Here is a 17,051-nt window from a genome sequence, read left to right on the forward strand (position 1 = left end):
CCCGGCGCCCTCGAAAGGACCCCGCGCATGACCACCATAATAGGTGACGCGATGCGCCGTGATACGAAACCGGGCTACCAAACCCGATCACTGATTTCAGTGACAGGGAAACGATAGAGCCCGGGCCATCGGCGCACAAGCCGGCGGATTCTGTCTTAACCGTAGGTAACGACGCAAGGTCTTGTAGCCCTTCGGGAAGTAACACGGAGTGTCTTTAAACACGCATCATTAAACGCGAGAAGACCACTCCGCCAGGGACGGTTACAGGGCTATACGTGCCTGTTCGGTGACCGCTTGTTCGTTGGGATTTATCTCAGGCCTGAACAATTTAAAAACGGAATATGACACTCCCTCCTTCGCGCCGTTCCATCTCCCCCTCCCAAGTAGTCTGAAACTCCCACCCCACTTGGGAGTATCGGTCGATGCGCAAACCCCGGCGTTTATCCATAGTTGCGACCAAAGGTCAACGGTCAGGCCTAGATGACCGCAACAGCCCAGGAAAAAGTCATGACTATTGAGCAAAATTCATCGATTACGGCCAGCGCTATGAGCGTCGTGGCGAGCGGCGCGAACGTTTCGCTGGACGAAACGGCCGGATTGCAGAATGCCACCGCCACTTCAACCCCTGCAGGCGACGCTGACGACAACGACATTCTGGTGACCTCCCTGCCCTCGACCTTCGCTACCCGTTTGACCGCACTGGGGGCAGGTACCGCAACGGGTGCAGCGTTGAGTGGTTATACCGGTGCCGTGGGCAACACAGGCAGCAATGCGTTCACCGTCACCGCTGACCCCGGCGCCACCATTACCAATATCAGCTTCGTCGACAGCACTGGCGCACCGCTCAATGGACTGGACAGCGGACTGGATACCCTCAACGGCACCAGCATCTTGCTCTATACGGATGCGAACAACGACAACATCGTTCTGGGCCGGGCCGGTGGCTCGACCGGCGCGATCGTGTTCGCTGCCTATATCGAAGAAACCGGATCGCCGGTTTCGGGCGGCAAAATCTGGACCGTCGAGTACCAACCGCTCTCGCATCCAGTGACTACGAACGCCGATGATTCGCTCAATCTGCTGAATAAGGTATACATCGGAGCCAGTCAGGACCTGGAATTCAGTCTGGCCGGTGTGCCCTCCGGTGCGAACCTCTTCCTGATGTTCACGAAGGCGAACCCGACAGTTGTCGACGTCGGTGGTGTTATGCGGATCACGGATCCCACCATCATCGCCACCGGTAAGGACCCCGCAGACGAGTCAAGCGGCGCCAATATAAACACTGGCGACACAATCATTACCAGCCAGGCGGCTAACCCGACCACCTTCGGCACCAACAATCAGATGATTACGGAACAGGACGGTATCCGCTTTTCGTTCGTCACGGGTGCCAGGCAGGATGTGACCATTCCCAACCTTAGTCAGAACGAAGCAGATCTTGAATCCAATATCGACTTTACCGACGTCTTCAACGCGAAGATGGCCAGCTTCGACGTCGTGCAGTTGCAAAGCGGCAAGAGTGCCGTCGTAAAAATCAGCGCATTCAGTACCGTTGCTGAACCTGGCGTGAATTTCATCAACGGCTATGTGGGTGATACGTCAGTTGCCATCACCAATGTTCGCGTCTTCAACAGCGCCGGGGTGGTGATCGAGAATTCAAACGGATCGGTGAATGATCCGGCCATCGGCATCACCTTGTCTGGTGGGGTTGCAACCATCACCGGTGTTTTGGCCGGCTACCAGATTGAATACACCACGACGGCGGATCACAACCGTGTGCTCGTCGAGAACGGAGCGGCCCTCGACGCCAGGGGCAATAACCACGCCGATTTTGATATCGGTGGTTTCACGCTGGTCCAAGCCTCTGTTTCGACAACCGAAATCGGCTCCAAGATGATCTTCGACGACGACGGGCCAAGTGCAGACGTGGCCGATGGCGGCGGCGCGGTGACGATCGACGAGACGGCCGGCAACCAGGATAACGACAGCGACTTGGCGGCGGTTCTGGCGCTGTTCGACACGGAAGTGACGAACAAGGGCACGGACTTGAATCCAGCAGAGTTCGCAATCAGCACCACGCCTTTGGCCACCACGACGCTCAGCAGCTTTGGCCAGGACGCGGCGGGTGCGACGAAAGTGCTGTCGCTGGCGATTGTGGGCGGTGACGGCACCGACTCGCTGCTCGATACCACTGATGGCAAGAACATCATGCTGTTCAAGGAAGGCGATCTGATTGTCGGCCGCTATGACGTGGCCAATGGCACGGTCACGGCCGACGATCCGGCGGCGTTCGCGATTGCGCTGCAGCAAGACGGCAACGTGGCGGTCGCGCAGTATGTCTCGCTCAAGCACCCCACCGCCGGCAGCTCGGCGGCGGCCTATGACGACCGGATCGATCTGGCGGGCCTGATCAACGCGGTGGTGACAGTGACCGACGGCGACGGCGACACCAGCACCGACAGTGTGGGCATCGGCGACGACATCAACTTTGACGACGACGGGCCGAGCGCGGATGTGGCCGATGGCGGCGGCGCGGTGACGATCGACGAGACGGCCGGCAACCAGGATAACGACAGCGACGCGGCGGCGGTTCTGGCACTGTTCGACACGGAAGTGGTGAACAAGGGCACGGACTTGAATCCAACGGAGTACGCGATCAGTACCACGTCGTTGGTCTCCACGGCGCTCAGCAGCTTTGGCCAGGACCAGGAGGGTGCAACGAAAGTGCTGTCGCTGGCGATTGTCGGCGGCGACGGCACCGACTCGCTGCTCGACACCACCGATGGCAAGGACATCAAACTGTTCAAGGAAGGCGATCTGATTGTCGGCCGGTATGACGTGGCCAATGGCACGGTCACGGTTGACGATCCGGCGGCGTTCGCGATTGCGCTGCAGCAGGATGGCAATGTGGCGGTGGCGCAATATGTCTCGCTCAAGCACCCCACCGCCGGCAGCTCGGCGGCAGCCTACGACGACCGCGTTGATCTGGCGGGCCTGATCAACGCGGTGGTGACGGTGACCGACGGCGACGGCGACACCAGCACCGACAGCGTCGGCATCGGCGACGACATCAACTTCGACGACGACGGACCGGGGGTGTTAGCCAACAGCACGGTGCTGCTCGACGACGATGCGCTCTCGGGTGGCAATCCTGGCGGCACGGACGACGATGTAGACTCGGCTAACCTAAGCGGCACTCTGGGCCACGACTTTGGGCAGGACGGGGCCGGCACGGTGGCCTATCTGACCAGCGGAGCACCCACAGGCTTCACCTATGTGGCCGACGGCGCCAATCTGTTGGTCAAACAGGGCACGACCACGGTGCTGACGCTGACCATGGTTGCGGCAACGGGCGCCTACTCGGTAGTGCAAAACAGCCCGATCCTCCATGCGGCAGGCCTGACCGAGAACAACCAGGCGTTCACCATCAACTACCGGGTGACCGATGGTGATGGCGATACGGCCGATGGCACGCTGGGGATCAACGTCGACGACGATACGCCCGTTATAGGGACAGCCCCTGTGCAGGATGTCGATCCCGATTTGGGTGCGACGTCATGGACCTTTTCGGGTGACTTCGCCTACTCGATAGGTGCGGACAAGCGCGGGCCGACCTACTCTTCGGCAGCGGACAGTGATTTTGCCGAACTCGCCCTCTCTGGTTCGGCGAACGATGTTGCGATCGTTGATCCAACGGTCACCTGGGATTCAGAGAGTCTCGACGCTGCCACGTTTAACGTGTCGTTCAAATACGATCACGATCGGAATGCTGCCACCACGCCTGAACTGGTGGAAGGCACGCTGGTGTTTGACAAAGTCAATGACACCTATACCTTCGAGATGGATCCGCTGCAAACGACGCAAGACGTCACGCTGGGCGAAGGCACTGGATACGAAACGTATGACGTGGATGGTACGAGCCCTTCCAGTGGCCCATCACCTGTGGCCACCGGGAAGCTTGGGGAAGGTTTCTACATCCAGATCACGGGCTTCGAGGCACCACTGAGTGCCGGCGGCAATACTGTTGTGACGGCGGGTGAGCTTGTGAGCGGCACGCAGGCCGCTGTAACCTTGTCCAGCACTGCTCTGGGCGTCTCCGGAAATACGATCCAGGCAGGTGAAGCAGCCAACATCAATTTCTTCCAGACTGATCCGAAAGGAGATCTGGGCGCCGACAATTTTAGTTACGCGACCGATTTCTTTATCAAGTTCGACGGATACGAGACTGAAAGCGATGATCTTTTGCTTATCGTCAGTCTTGCTGATGCAAATGATCCTTCCATCACTACAACACGTGCCATCTACGTCGACCAGGGCGATGTGTACGAGAACGATACGGTCAATACAGATCTTGTTGGAACCAAGTACGAGGCCCTTATCGTCAACGACCCAGCCGATCCGAACGACCCGTTCCTGGACAATAATGATGCTCTATTGATTGTTGAAAGTAATGATTTCAACATTCAGACCGGTGATAACTGGCTCATCAAGGGTATTCAGATTCTTTCGAATGATGCTGGCCTTACGGGCAGCGCGATAAATCTGAATCGCGATGTCGGTGCCGATGGCGCAAGCAGCACTTCCGCACAGCCGGTCAGTGGTCTCGTCGGGCCTGGAAACACGATTGCGGAGGATACGAGTACGAATCCGCTGAAGATCATCGATGCTGGCTTCTCCACCACCACGACTACACCAGCTACCCTTGATTTAACGCTGGATTTCAAGGTCGTCGATAGCGATAGCGATTTCACCGCTGTCCAGACGATTGATATCGAAAATCCTGTCGTGGTCGAACTGGTGGGAGTTACTAACCTTGCACCGACAGATTTGGTGCTTTGATCCGCTAAGAAGAGTAAACGCGCGCGACAGGACGGCTTGGCTCCCACAAGGGGCCAGGCCGTTTTTTATTGGGCCAGTGCGGTCCCTGAGCCAAGGCCAGACGAGCCTTGCGGCATGTCCTCATTCACAAACGGAATAGGCGGCACCATTCCTTCACGCCCTCGTGCTGTTCCCCCATCCAAGTAGGCTGAAACTCCCATTCCGCTTGGGAGTATCGGCCGATGCGCAATCCCCGGGGCTTATCCATAGTGACGGCCAAGGTCAACGGTCAGGCCTCGATGACCGCATGCTCAGGAGAAAATCATGGCTATTGGAATCACTGGCGTGGACGTTTCGCTGGACGAAACGGCCGGGTTACAGAACGCCACCGCCACTCCAGCCCCTGCAGGCGACGCTGACGACAACGACATTCTGGTGGCGTCCCTGCCCTCTTCCTTCTCTACCCGTTTGACCGCACTTGCGGCAGGTACCGCAACAGGTGCGGCCTTGAGTGGCTATAACGGTGCCCTGGGCGACACAGGCAGCGATGCGTTCACCGTCACCAACGGAGAAAGCATTACCGATATCAGCTTCGTCGACAGCGCTGGCGCACCGCTTGATGGCGCGGACAGCGGACTGTTTACCCTCGATGGCACCAGCATCCTTCTCTATACAGATACGAACAACAACATTCTCCTGGGCCGAGCCGGGAGCGCAACCGGCGCGATCGTGTTCGCGGCCTATATCGAAGAAACCGGATCACCGGTCTCCGGCGGCAAGATCTGGACCGTGGAGTACCAACCGCTCCAGCATCCAGATGATACGAACCCCGATGATGCGCTCAATCTGCTGGATAAGGTGTTCATCGGAACCAGTCAGGACCTGGAATTCAGTCTGGCCGGTGTGCCCTCCGGTGCGAACCTCTTCCTGATGTTCACGAAGGAGAACCCGACAGTTGTCGATGACGCTGGTGTCTTGCGGATCACGGACCCCACCATCATAGCCACCGGTAAGGACCCCGCAGACGAGTCAAGCGGCGCCAATATAAACACTGGCGACACGATCATTACCAGCCAGGCGGCTAACCCGACCACCTTCGGCACCAACAGTCAGATGATTACGGAACAGGATGGCATCCGCTTTTCGTTCGTCACGGGTGCCAGGCAGGATGTGACCATTCCCAACCTTAGTCCGACCGAAGCAGATGTTGAGTCCAACATCGACTTTACCGACGTCGTCAATGCGAAAAAGGCCAGCTTCGACGTCGTGCAGTTGCAAAGCGGCAAGAGTGCAGTGGTAAAAATCAGCGCATTCAGCACCGCTGCTGAACCTGGCGTGAACTTCATCAACGGCTATGCGAACGATACGCCGGTTGCCATCACCAACGTTCGCGTCTTCAACAGCGCCGGGGTGGTGATCGAGAATTCAGACGGATCGGTGAATGATCCGGCCATTGGCATCACCTTTTCCGGTGGGGTTGCTACCATCACCGGCGTTTTGGCCGGCTACCAGATTGAATACACCACAGCCTCGGATCACAACCGCGTGCTCGTCGAGAACGGGGCGGCCCTCGACGCCAGGGGCAATACCCACGCCGATTTTGACATCGGTGGTTTCACACTGCTCCAAACTGCTGTTACGACCGCCGAAATCGGCTCCAAGATCATCTTCGAAGATGACGGCCCGGCACTCGCCTTCGGCAACCTGATCGGGACCGGTAGCGTCCTGCCGCAAACCGGCTACTGGAGTCATTCGGCCGGCGCCGACGGGCTGGATACGAACGGTCTGGATATTTCGGTGAATAACCCGTTCACCCTCGTCAGACCAGACAACACCACCACGACCGGGACCGCCACCCTCACCGAGCAATCGCCCTCACCGGACGGCAATGGCGCGTACCAATTCGCCGGGACGTTGACCGGCGATTTCGACAACAACGCCGACACGGCGGATACCACCATCGACTACACGCTGAGCGCCTTTGACGATGGCAGCTATGTACTGGATCTGGTGCAAGGTTTCAGTTCGACGGTCGTGCTCAGCAGTGCCGATGGCTCGCTCGCTGCCGGCGGTCCGGACCCGGTGCGCACATTGTTAATTCCAGATACGAATGACCCGACTATTCCTTCGGCATCTGAGGAGGTTGTGTTCTTTTCCGCGAAGGCGCTTGCGTCGACTACGGACATCCTGACCGGTATCGGGCTTGGAGCACCCGACCCCACCGAAGCCGAACTACAGACCAACCCCCTGCCCGCGTACATCGACCCGAGGGCCATGAACGTCAGCACGTCCGGTATCGGCGTCGCCAATAACGTCCTCCAGGGAGACAATCTGGTGGCAATCGGCGCTACCGATGAAAGTTTCGTCATCAATCCGGAAACCCTGGTGACGGCCATGAAGGTCTTCATCGACAACTCTGTAGCGGGTTACAACACAGCGACCGAGGACCTGTACTACAGGATCTACTACGAGGATGGCTCGTTTTCGGACCTCATCGAGGTGAATACCCTGACTCCAGAGCCCCGTGGACAGGTGTCCTTCCTCATTGAGCAGGAAGGCACGGCGCTGATCGACGCTGTTCAGCTCACGATGGGCCGAGGCGACATCAAGATCCCGGTGATCCAGTTCATTCAGGAAACCGCGAGTCTGGCCAGCGATATCCAGCTGTCGTTCAACGCGACGGTGACGGACGGAGATGGGGACTCGGCATCAAGTACGTTTGACGCCAACCTGTTCGCCAACGACTTGGCCGGCGCCTTCGACTACACGCTGGTGGGCACGGGCGGTGAGCTCGATGCCTTCAACGTCGACTTGTCATTCGATGAGAACCTGTACCAGGTCACCGGCTTCGATGCGGACGCAAACCTGCGAGACACCTTGGTACTCAACGGCGACCAGAACGCCGCTGTCCAGCTCGACACCAGCGGCGCAGACAGCATCGTGACGGTTACCGAAACGGGCGGACAGGTCACGACCATCACCTTGGTCGGGGTCGATCTTCTGACTAGCGACATCGTTATTGGCAGCGTCTGAGGCGTCGCGCGCGTGAAAAAATGCGAGGGTGACGCAAGCCACCCTCGCATTTTTTTGCACTTCCAATAGGCGATCCGCACGCTCGCATTAACCTGGGCACCCTGCGACAGACCACCTGGGAGTACGACTAGGCCGAAACTCCCATCCCGCTTGGGAGTATCGGCCGATGCGCAATTCCCGGCGCCTAGTCATAGTTGTAGAGGTCAATGGTCAGGCCTCAATGACCGTAATTGCTCGGGAGAAAAATCATGGCTATTGCAATCACCGGCGAGGACGTTGTGCTGGACGAAACGGCCGGGTTACAGAACGCCACCGCCACGCCAACCCCTGCAGGAGACGCTGACGACAACGACATTCTGGTGGCATCCCTGCCCTCTTCCTTTTCTACCCGTTTGACCGCACTTGGAGCAGGTACCGCAACGGGTGCGGCCTTGAGTGGCTACACCGGTGCCGCGGGCAACACGGGCAGCAATGCGTTCACCATCAACGGCGGCGGAAGCATTACCGATATCCGCTTCGTCGACAGCGCTGGCGCCCCCCTCAATGGCGTGGACAGCGGACTGGACACTCTTGATGGCACCAGCATCCTTCTCTATACGGACACGAACAACAACATCCTTCTGGGCCGAGCCGGGGGCGCAGATGGCGCGATCGTGTTCGCTGCCTACATTGAAGAAACCGGATCGCCTGTCACGGGCGGCAAGATCTGGACCGTGGAGTACCAACCACTCAAGCACCCAGATGCTACGAACCCCGATGATTCGCTCAATCTGCTGGATAAGGTGTTCATCGGAGCCACTCAGGACCTGGATTTCAGTCTTGCCGGTGCGCCCTCCGGTCAGAACCTGTTCCTGATGTTCACGAAAGCGAACCCAGCAACTGAAACTGTCGGTGGTGTCGTGCGGATCACGGATCCCACCATCATCGCCACCGGTAAGGACCCCGCAGACCAGTCAAGTGGCGCCAATATAAATACTGGCGACACGATCAATACTAGCCAGGGGGGTGGCTCAACCACCATCGGCACCAACAATCAGATGATTGTGGAACAGGAAGGCATCCGCTTTTCGTTCGTCACGGGCGCCAGGCAGGATGTGACCGTTCCCAACCTTAGTCAGACCGAAGCAGATGTTGAGTCCAACATCGACTTTACCAGCGTCTATAATACGACCTCGGCCAATTTCGACGTCGTGCAGTTGCAAAGCGGCAAGAGTGCTGTGGTAAAAATCAGCGCATTCAGTACCGCTGCTGAACCTGGCGTGAACTTCATCAACGGCTATGCGAACGATACGCCGGTTGCCATCACCAATGTTCGCGTCATCAACAATAGCACCGGGCTGGTGATCGAGAATTCAGACGGAACAGTGAATGATCCGGCGATTACCATCAGCTTTTCTGCTGCCGGGGTTGCAACCATCACCGGCGTCTTGGCCGGTTACCAGATTGAATACACCACAACGTCGGACCACAACCGCGTGCTCATTGAGAACGGGGCGGCCCGCGACGCCAGGGGCAATGACCACGCCGATTTTGATATCGGCGGCTTCACGCTGCGCCAAGCCTCTACTTCGATCGCCGAAATCGGCTCCAAGATGATCTTCGAGGACGACGGCCCGAGCATCAGCGCCACCGGTACCGAGCCGGCGCTGACGGTAGACGAAACATTCCTGGCGACCGACGCCACCCAGAACTTTGCCGCCAACTTCAGCTCGGCGTTTGGCGCTGATGGCCCAGGTACGCTGACCTATGCGCTGGGCGTGGTAGCGGGTGCCTCCGGGCTTACCGACACGGCCACGGGCGAGGCAGTCAACCTGTCGCTCAACGGCACAGTGGTCGAAGGCCGCACGGCCACGACCGGCCTGCTGGTGTTCACGGTTAGCGTGGCCGCCAATGGCGACGTTACGCTCGATCAGATTCGGGCGGTGGTGCATCCCGATGCCACCAATCCCGATGATTCGACGAGCCTGACCTCGGACACCCTGGTGACACTGACCGCGACCACCACCGATGGCGACGGCGACAGCGTTCAGGCAACGCTCAACATCGGACAAAACCTGGTGTTCAAGGATGACGGCCCAAGCATCACCGCCAGTGGCGAGGAGCCAACGCTGACGGTAGACGAAACGGTACTGACCACCGACGCCACACAGAACTTTGCCGCCAACTTCAACTCGGCGTTTGGCGCTGATGGCCCAGGTACGCTGACCTATGCGCTGGGCGTGGTAGCGGGGGCCTCCGGGCTCACCGACACGGCCACGGGCGAGGCGGTCAACCTGTCGCTCAACGGCACAGTGGTCGAAGGCCGCACCGCCACGACCGGCCTGCTGGTGTTCACGGCCAGCGTCGCCGCTAATGGTGACGTCACGCTCGACCAGCTCCGCGCAGTAGTGCATCCCGATGCCACCGATCCCGATGATTCGACGACGCTGTCGGCGGACAATCTGGTGACGCTGACGGCAACCGTGACCGACAAGGACGGCGATAGCGTTCAGGCGACCCTCAACATCGGGCAAAACCTGGTGTTCAAGGACGACGGCCCGAGCATCAGCACCACCGGCGAGGAGCCAACGCTGACGGTAGACGAAACGGTACTGGCGACCGACGCCACCCAGAACTTTGCCGCCAACTTTAGCTCGGCGTTTGGCGCTGATGGCGCGGGTACGCTGACCTATGCGCTGGGCGTGGTAGCGGGGGCCTCCGGGCTCACCGACACGGCCACCGGCGAAGCGGTCAACCTGTCGCTCAACGGCACAGTGGTCGAAGGCCGCACCGCCACGACCGGCCTGCTGGTGTTTACGGCCAGCGTCGCCGCCAATGGTGACGTCACGCTCGACCAGCTTCGCGCAGTGGTGCATCCCGACGCCACCGATCCCGATGATTCGACGACGCTGTCGGCGGATAACCTGGTGACACTGACGGCGACCGTGACCGACAAGGACGGCGATAGCGTTCAGGCGACCCTCAACATCGGGCAAAACCTGGTGTTCAAGGATGACGGCCCGAGCATCACCACCACCGGCGAGGAGCCGACGCTGACGGTAGACGAAACAGTCCTGGCGACCGACGCCACGCAGAACTTTGCCGCCAACTTCAACTCGGCGTTTGGCGCTGATGGCGCGGGTACGCTGACCTATGCGCTGGGCGTGGTAGCGGGGGCCTCCGGGCTCACCGACACGGCCACGGGCGAAGCGGTCAACCTGTCGCTCAATGGCACAGTGGTCGAAGGCCGCACGGCCACGACCAACCTACTGGTGTTCACGGCCAGCGTCGCCGCCAATGGTGACGTCACGCTCGACCAGCTTCGCGCAGTGGTGCATCCCGATGCCACCGATCCCGATGATTCGACGACGCTGTCGGCGGACAATCTGGTGACGCTGACGGCAACCGTGACCGACAAGGACGGCGACAGCGTTCAGGCAACGCTCAACATCGGACAAAACCTGGTGTTCAAGGACGACGGGCCAAGCATCAGCGCCAGTGGCGAGGAGCCAACGCTGACGGTAGACGAAACGGTACTGGCGACCGACGCCACGCAGAACTTTGCCGCCAACTTCAACTCGGCGTTTGGCGCTGATGGCGCGGGTACGCTGACCTATGCGCTGGGCGTGGTAGCGGGGGCCTCCGGGCTCACCGACACGGCCACGGGCGAAGCGGTCAACCTGTCGCTCAATGGCACAGTGGTCGAAGGCCGCACGGCCACGACCAACCTACTGGTGTTCACGGCCAGCGTCGCCGCCAATGGTGACGTCACGCTCGACCAGCTCCGCGCAGTAGTGCATCCCGACGCCACCGATCCCGATGATTCGACGACGCTGTCGGCGGACAATCTGGTGACGCTGACGGCAACCGTGACCGACAAGGACGGCGATAGCGTTCAGGCGACCCTCAACATCGGGCAAAACCTGGTGTTCAAGGATGACGGCCCGAGCATCACCACCACCGGCGAGGAGCCGACGCTGACGGTAGACGAAACGGTACTGGCGACCGACGCCACGCAGAACTTTGCCGCCAACTTTAGCTCGGCGTTTGGCGCTGATGGCCCAGGTACGCTGACCTATGCGCTGGGCGTGGTGCCGGGGGCCTCCGGGCTAACCGACACGGCCACGGGCGAGGCAGTCAATCTTTCGCTCAATGGTGGCGTGGTGGAAGGCCGCACGGCCACCTCCAACCTGCTGGTGTTCACGGCCAGCGTCGCCGCTAATGGTGACGTCACGCTCGACCAGCTCCGCGCAGTGGTACATCCCGATGCCACCGATCCAGATGATTCGACGACGCTGTCGGCGGACAATCTGGTGACGCTGACGGCAACCGTGACCGACAAGGACGGCGACAGCGTCCAGGCGACCCTCAACATTGGCCAGAATCTGGTGTTCAAGGATGACGGCCCGAGCATCACCGCCAGTGGCGAGGAGCCAACGCTGACGGTAGACGAAACGGTACTGGCGACCGACGCCACCCAGAACTTTGCCGCCAACTTCAACTCGGCGTTTGGCGCTGATGGCGCGGGTACGCTGACCTATGCGCTGGGCGTGGTAGCGGGGGCCTCCGGGCTCACCGACACGGCCACCGGCGAAGCGGTCAACCTGTCGCTCAACGGCACAGTGGTCGAAGGCCGCACCGCCACGACCGGCCTGCTGGTGTTCACGGCCAGCGTCGCCGCCAATGGTGACGTCACGCTCGACCAGCTCCGCGCAGTGGTGCATCCCGACGCCACCAATCCAGATGATTCGACGACGCTGTCGGCGGACAACCTGGTGACGCTGATAGGGACCGCAACCGACAAGGACGGCGATAGCGTCCAGGCGACCCTCAACATCGGACAGAACCTGATATTCAAGGACGACGGTCCATCGCTTGCGTTCGGTAACCTGATCGGCACCGGTAGCGTCCTGCCGCAATTCGGGTTCTGGGACAATTCGGCGGGCGCCGACGGGTTGGGTGCGGCTGGTCTGGATATCTCTGTGAATAGCCAGTTCACCCTCGTCAGGCCAGACAACACGACCACCACCGGGACCGCCACGCTCACCGAGCAGTCGCCCTCACCGGACGGCAACGGCGCGTACCAATTCGCAGGGACGTTGACGGGTGATTTCGACAACAACGCCGCAACCGCGGATACCAGCGTCGACTACACGCTGACCGCCTATGCCGATGGCCGCTATGCACTGGATCTGGTGCAAGGCTTCCGTTCGGAGATCGTGCTCAGCACTGCCGACGGCGCGCTCGGTGCCGGCGGCCCGGATCCCGTGCGCACCTTGTTAATTCCGGAGCAGGATCCGCCGACTATTCCTTCGCCATCTGAGGAGGTTGTCTTCTTCTCCGCGAAGGCGCTTGCGTCCACTTCGGACATCCTGACCGGTATCGGGCTCGGAGAACCCGACCCCACCGAAGCCACGCTACAAACCGACCCCCTGCCCTCGTACATCGACCCGTCGGCCATGAACGTCAGCACGGCCGGCATCGGCGTCGCCAATAACCTGTTCCAGGGAGACAACCTGGCGGCAATCGGCGTTGACGACGAAAGTTTCGTCATCAATCCAGAGAGCCTGCTGACGGGCATGAGGGTCTTTATCGACAACTCCGTGGGAGGTTACAACACGGCGACCGAGGACCTGTACTACAGGGCCTACTACGAGGACGGCACGTTCTCGAACCTCATCGAAGTGAACACCCTGACTCCGGAGGCAGGCGGACAGGTATCCTTCCTCATTGAGAGCGATGGCACGAATCTGATCGACGCTGTTCAGCTCACGATGGCCCGAGGCGAGATCAAGATCCCGACGATCCAGTTCATTCAGGAGAGTGAGAGCCTGGCCAGCGATGTCCAGCTGACGTTCAACGCGACACTGACGGACAAGGATGGGGACTCGGCGACGAGTACCTTCGACGCCAACCTGTTCGCCAACGACTCGGAGGATGCCCTCTTCGACTTCTCGCTGGTGGGCACAGGCGGTGAGCGTGATGCCTTCAACATCGATTTGTCAGTCGATGAGAACCTGTACCAGGTCACTGGCTTCGATGCGAGCGCAAACCTGCGAGACGCCCTGGTGCTCAACGGCGACCAGAGCGCGGTTGTCCAATCGATCGACATCAGCGGTGCAGACAGCATCGTGACGGTTGCCGAAACGGGCGGACAAGTCACGACCATCACCTTGGTCGGGGTCGATCTTCTGTCTAGCGACATTGTTTACGGCAGCGCCTGAGAAACGCGCGTAAAAAGATGCGAGGGTGGCGCAAGCCACCCTCGCATTTTTTTTGCAGTTCCAATAGGAGATCCGCACGCTCGCATCAACCTGGGTACCCAGTGGCAAGCCACCGACAAGGACGGCGATACAGTGTCGGCCCAGGCGCGCCAGAGGATGTCAGAGCGTCTTTTTTTGACGTGAAACCAAATCCAGTTCCACCCACGAGGACTCGGGTGGCTTTTCGTTGTTGGTGAGCCCGTGCTTCAGCGCATACATCAGCAAATCGATACGGTTGATCAGATTAAGCTTTTGATAAATGTTGCTGAGGTGGTTGTGCACGGTGTGTTCACTGATGCCCAGGCGCCCGGCGATGCTCATGTATTTGGCGGACGGATCCCCCACAATGGCGCGAATAAGTTCCCTCTCGCGCAGCGTCAGCCGCGCCTGTTTCGCCTGCTCCAGATTGCATTTCAAGTGTATATGCTCAGTCGCGGAATAGCCGGAAAGCCCACCGGCCCAGGCTCTATCCTTTCCGGTGTCGCGGTGGTGGACCGTGATGATGGCCTGGATGATCGATTCCGTCGGATCTTCCGCCAGCACGATACCCCGTGCGCCCGCCTCTATTGCCTCGGCAACGGGGACGGCTTCGTACAGACCCTTGAGCACCAGCACTTTCATTTCGGCGTTGCGGGTGAGCCCCGCAACGACCTCCAGCGGGTTCAGCGCATCTGGAAAGAAACTGAAAAAAATCACATTGGGACGCAACTGATCGGCAAGATCCAGCGCATTGGTATAGGTGGTGGCCTGGCCGCTCACTTCCATCTGAGGCTTCCTGGCATTGATCAAATCTTGAAGGCCCATGAGAACGAGGGGACGACAATCGATCAGCATCACGCGTATTGTTTTTCTGTGGGTCGTCATTACTTTCCTGACTCCCTTGAAGAATTAACTCTGACCTCCCTCCCTTGGCCTTCCTGGGTCAGCAGCTCGCTCACCTGACCACCGTGATCGAAGGACAGATGCGAACGCTGGCAGGCCTTCACCGTGCCCACTCGGGCAACACTTCCACTGGCTTCACCGACAGAGACTGCAGGCGTTTCCAAAAACCGGGGAAAGCCATCGAGGCAACATAAATAGGAATAATCATCAATAGCTTGCGCATGATTGATGTGCTCCCTCGAGCTGTTCAACTGAGTCTAGGCCACACCAGCACACTGCCAGCACGCCCATCCGCCAGTCGTCGACTCAAGCCACCTGCGAGTAGCCCGACTGACGTTACCAAGGCCCCCCCTTCTCTAGAAAATCAAGGTCTTAGGCTCACCGCGGGCGACTTGCGACCCAAGTCCGACTCCGATCAAAATCGTCAATTAACCGACGAATGGTGCGCGCACAAGGATGGCCGTAACGCTGACGTCAATTTATCGGCGAAAATTGCCTCGCTCGAGCCATGGGAATGCTCCCAGTCTGAGTCTCGCCACTGGTTTTTCCTTCCGGCGCGCTGGGGTAATAGCATGACTGCGGTGCTCGAGTTTTTTGCGATTACACCACAGCAACCACCGCCTGAACTGCTGGAGGTTGTGGCTCAAATTGGCGCCCAGTGGGGACGGGGAATACGCAGCGATATTGCGGCAGGATCAGTGGGATGTGAGGCTTTGGCTAGAGCTGCCGGGGCTCAACCAGGCATTAACGCTTTCGACCCCCTCCGCAGGCGGCTTTCCCGCCCAGCGATTGAGGGTAAGGACATTAGTGACGAACTCGTATTGCGCCTTGAGCAGGTCACGACGAGCCCGGAATTCGTTGCGTACGCTGGTCAGTACATCGACGGCATTGACCATTCCGTAATCGAGGGCTTTCTCTGCCGCCACTCTGGACAGCTGTGCCGAGGCCAGGGCATTGCGGCTCGCATTGATTTTTTCTCCGCTTGAATTGGCGGTCAGGTAAGCGCTGGTGATCTCCTTGACCACCCGGCGCCGGATCGCTTCCAGCTCCTGCTCAGCGGTAATCTGATCCTGGTAGAGCCCACGGACCCGCGCCGAGGTCGAGCCGCCGCTGTACAGCGGCACCTGCACGCCGATACCGGCGACATAACTGTCGGTGCGCGGCTGCAGGGTATTGTTGTAGCCCTCGTTGGTCTGCTGCGCGCTCAGCGTAAGGCTCAGGGTCGGATAGTGCCCGCCCTTGCCGCTGCGTAACGCTGCACCCGCGGCTTCCACACTGCTCTCGTTGGCCTTGAGCGCCGGGTTTAGCGCTATACCGTCGCGGACCCAGGTTTCCAGGCTCTGCGCTGAAACCCGCAGTTGCACGTCATCGCGAATCCGGTTGAGCTTTTCCTTGACCGGCCGGCCGACGATCTCCGCCAGTGCCTCGCGACTGATACTGGCCTGGTTCTGGGCATCCAGCTCCTGCGCCGCCAGCAAATCTACCCGGGCCTTGAGGTCGAGCTGATCAGTAATCATTGCCAGCTGCTTTTCGTACAACGCATTGACTCGGTCCAGACTCTTTTGCGTGGTTCGACGCTCCGCTTTCACCAACTCCAGTTCATCTTCGGCCGCCAACGCGGTGAAGTAACGCTGCGCCAAGTCCACCGTGGCCTCGGCCTGGGCGTCCAGCGCTTGCGATTCGGACTGCTTGGCCAGACTTTTGAATTTTTGGTAGTTCTCCCACGCGGCCTTGTTGTAGAGGTACTGACGCAGCACCAGGCTGTAGTTTTCGCTGTCGTAACTGCGCTGCACCAAGTCGCTCTCCTGATGAATCCGATTGTTCCCGGCGTTGAGCGATACTTGCGGGAACAGCGCACCCATAGCCTCGCGCTGATGTTCCTTACCCGCCTGCGCTTGCGCATAGGAGGCCAACACCCGCGGATCCTCCAGCCGTGACTCACGATACAACTGCATGAGGTCGGTGGAAAACGTCGAGGCGCTGACCCCGGTTGGCGTGGCTGCAGGGGTTTGCGCCAGGGCGGTTCCCGCTGCAAGCATGAACGCACCGCCCAGCAGAACTGCCGATGCGTTCATG

General features: G+C 59.7%; 6 protein-coding genes. 3 read left to right on the top strand and 3 right to left on the bottom strand.

Features of this window, described 5'->3' with window-relative positions:
- Positions 1-507 precede the first annotated feature (507 nt).
- The 3 genes from JFU11_RS28180 (at position 508) to JFU11_RS28185 (ending at position 14,054) form a co-directional block, all read left to right on the top strand.
- Positions 508-4,839 (top strand): DUF5801 repeats-in-toxin domain-containing protein, encoded by a 4,332-nt coding sequence (locus JFU11_RS28180; protein WP_201062195.1) that lies wholly within the window; start codon positions 508-510, stop codon positions 4,837-4,839.
- A 303-nt stretch (positions 4,840-5,142) separates the two neighbouring features.
- Positions 5,143-7,851 carry a hypothetical protein gene (locus tag JFU11_RS23115; protein WP_201062196.1) on the top strand — a complete coding sequence of 903 codons (2,709 nt, stop codon included), beginning with the start codon at positions 5,143-5,145 and terminating at the stop codon, positions 7,849-7,851.
- 248 nt (positions 7,852-8,099) lie between these two features.
- A complete protein-coding gene (locus JFU11_RS28185; RefSeq protein WP_201062197.1) occupies positions 8,100-14,054 on the top strand; it encodes a DUF5801 repeats-in-toxin domain-containing protein in 5,955 nt (1,984 codons plus the stop codon).
- 159 nt (positions 14,055-14,213) lie between these two features.
- Here JFU11_RS28185 and JFU11_RS23130 read toward each other — a convergent pair whose 3' ends face one another.
- The 3 genes from JFU11_RS23130 to JFU11_RS23135 all read right to left on the bottom strand — a co-directional run bounded on the left by JFU11_RS23130 (position 14,214) and on the right by JFU11_RS23135 (position 17,050).
- A complete protein-coding gene (locus JFU11_RS23130; protein WP_201062198.1) occupies positions 14,214-14,957 on the bottom strand; it encodes a response regulator transcription factor in 744 nt (247 codons plus the stop codon).
- A 118-nt stretch (positions 14,958-15,075) separates the two neighbouring features.
- Complete coding sequence (locus tag JFU11_RS28295) at positions 15,076-15,198, bottom strand: hypothetical protein (protein ID WP_261984293.1); 123 nt, start codon at positions 15,196-15,198, stop codon at positions 15,076-15,078.
- Positions 15,199-15,670: 472 nt separating this feature from the next.
- Complete coding sequence (locus JFU11_RS23135) at positions 15,671-17,050, bottom strand: TolC family outer membrane protein (protein ID WP_201062199.1); 1,380 nt, start codon at positions 17,048-17,050, stop codon at positions 15,671-15,673.
- Between the last annotated feature and the right edge of the window lies 1 nt (position 17,051).

Origin of the sequence: Pseudomonas sp. TH37 (assembly GCF_016650735.1) — a bacterium.
In the GTDB taxonomy this organism is placed as follows: Bacteria; Pseudomonadota; Gammaproteobacteria; order Pseudomonadales; family Pseudomonadaceae; genus Aquipseudomonas; species Aquipseudomonas farris.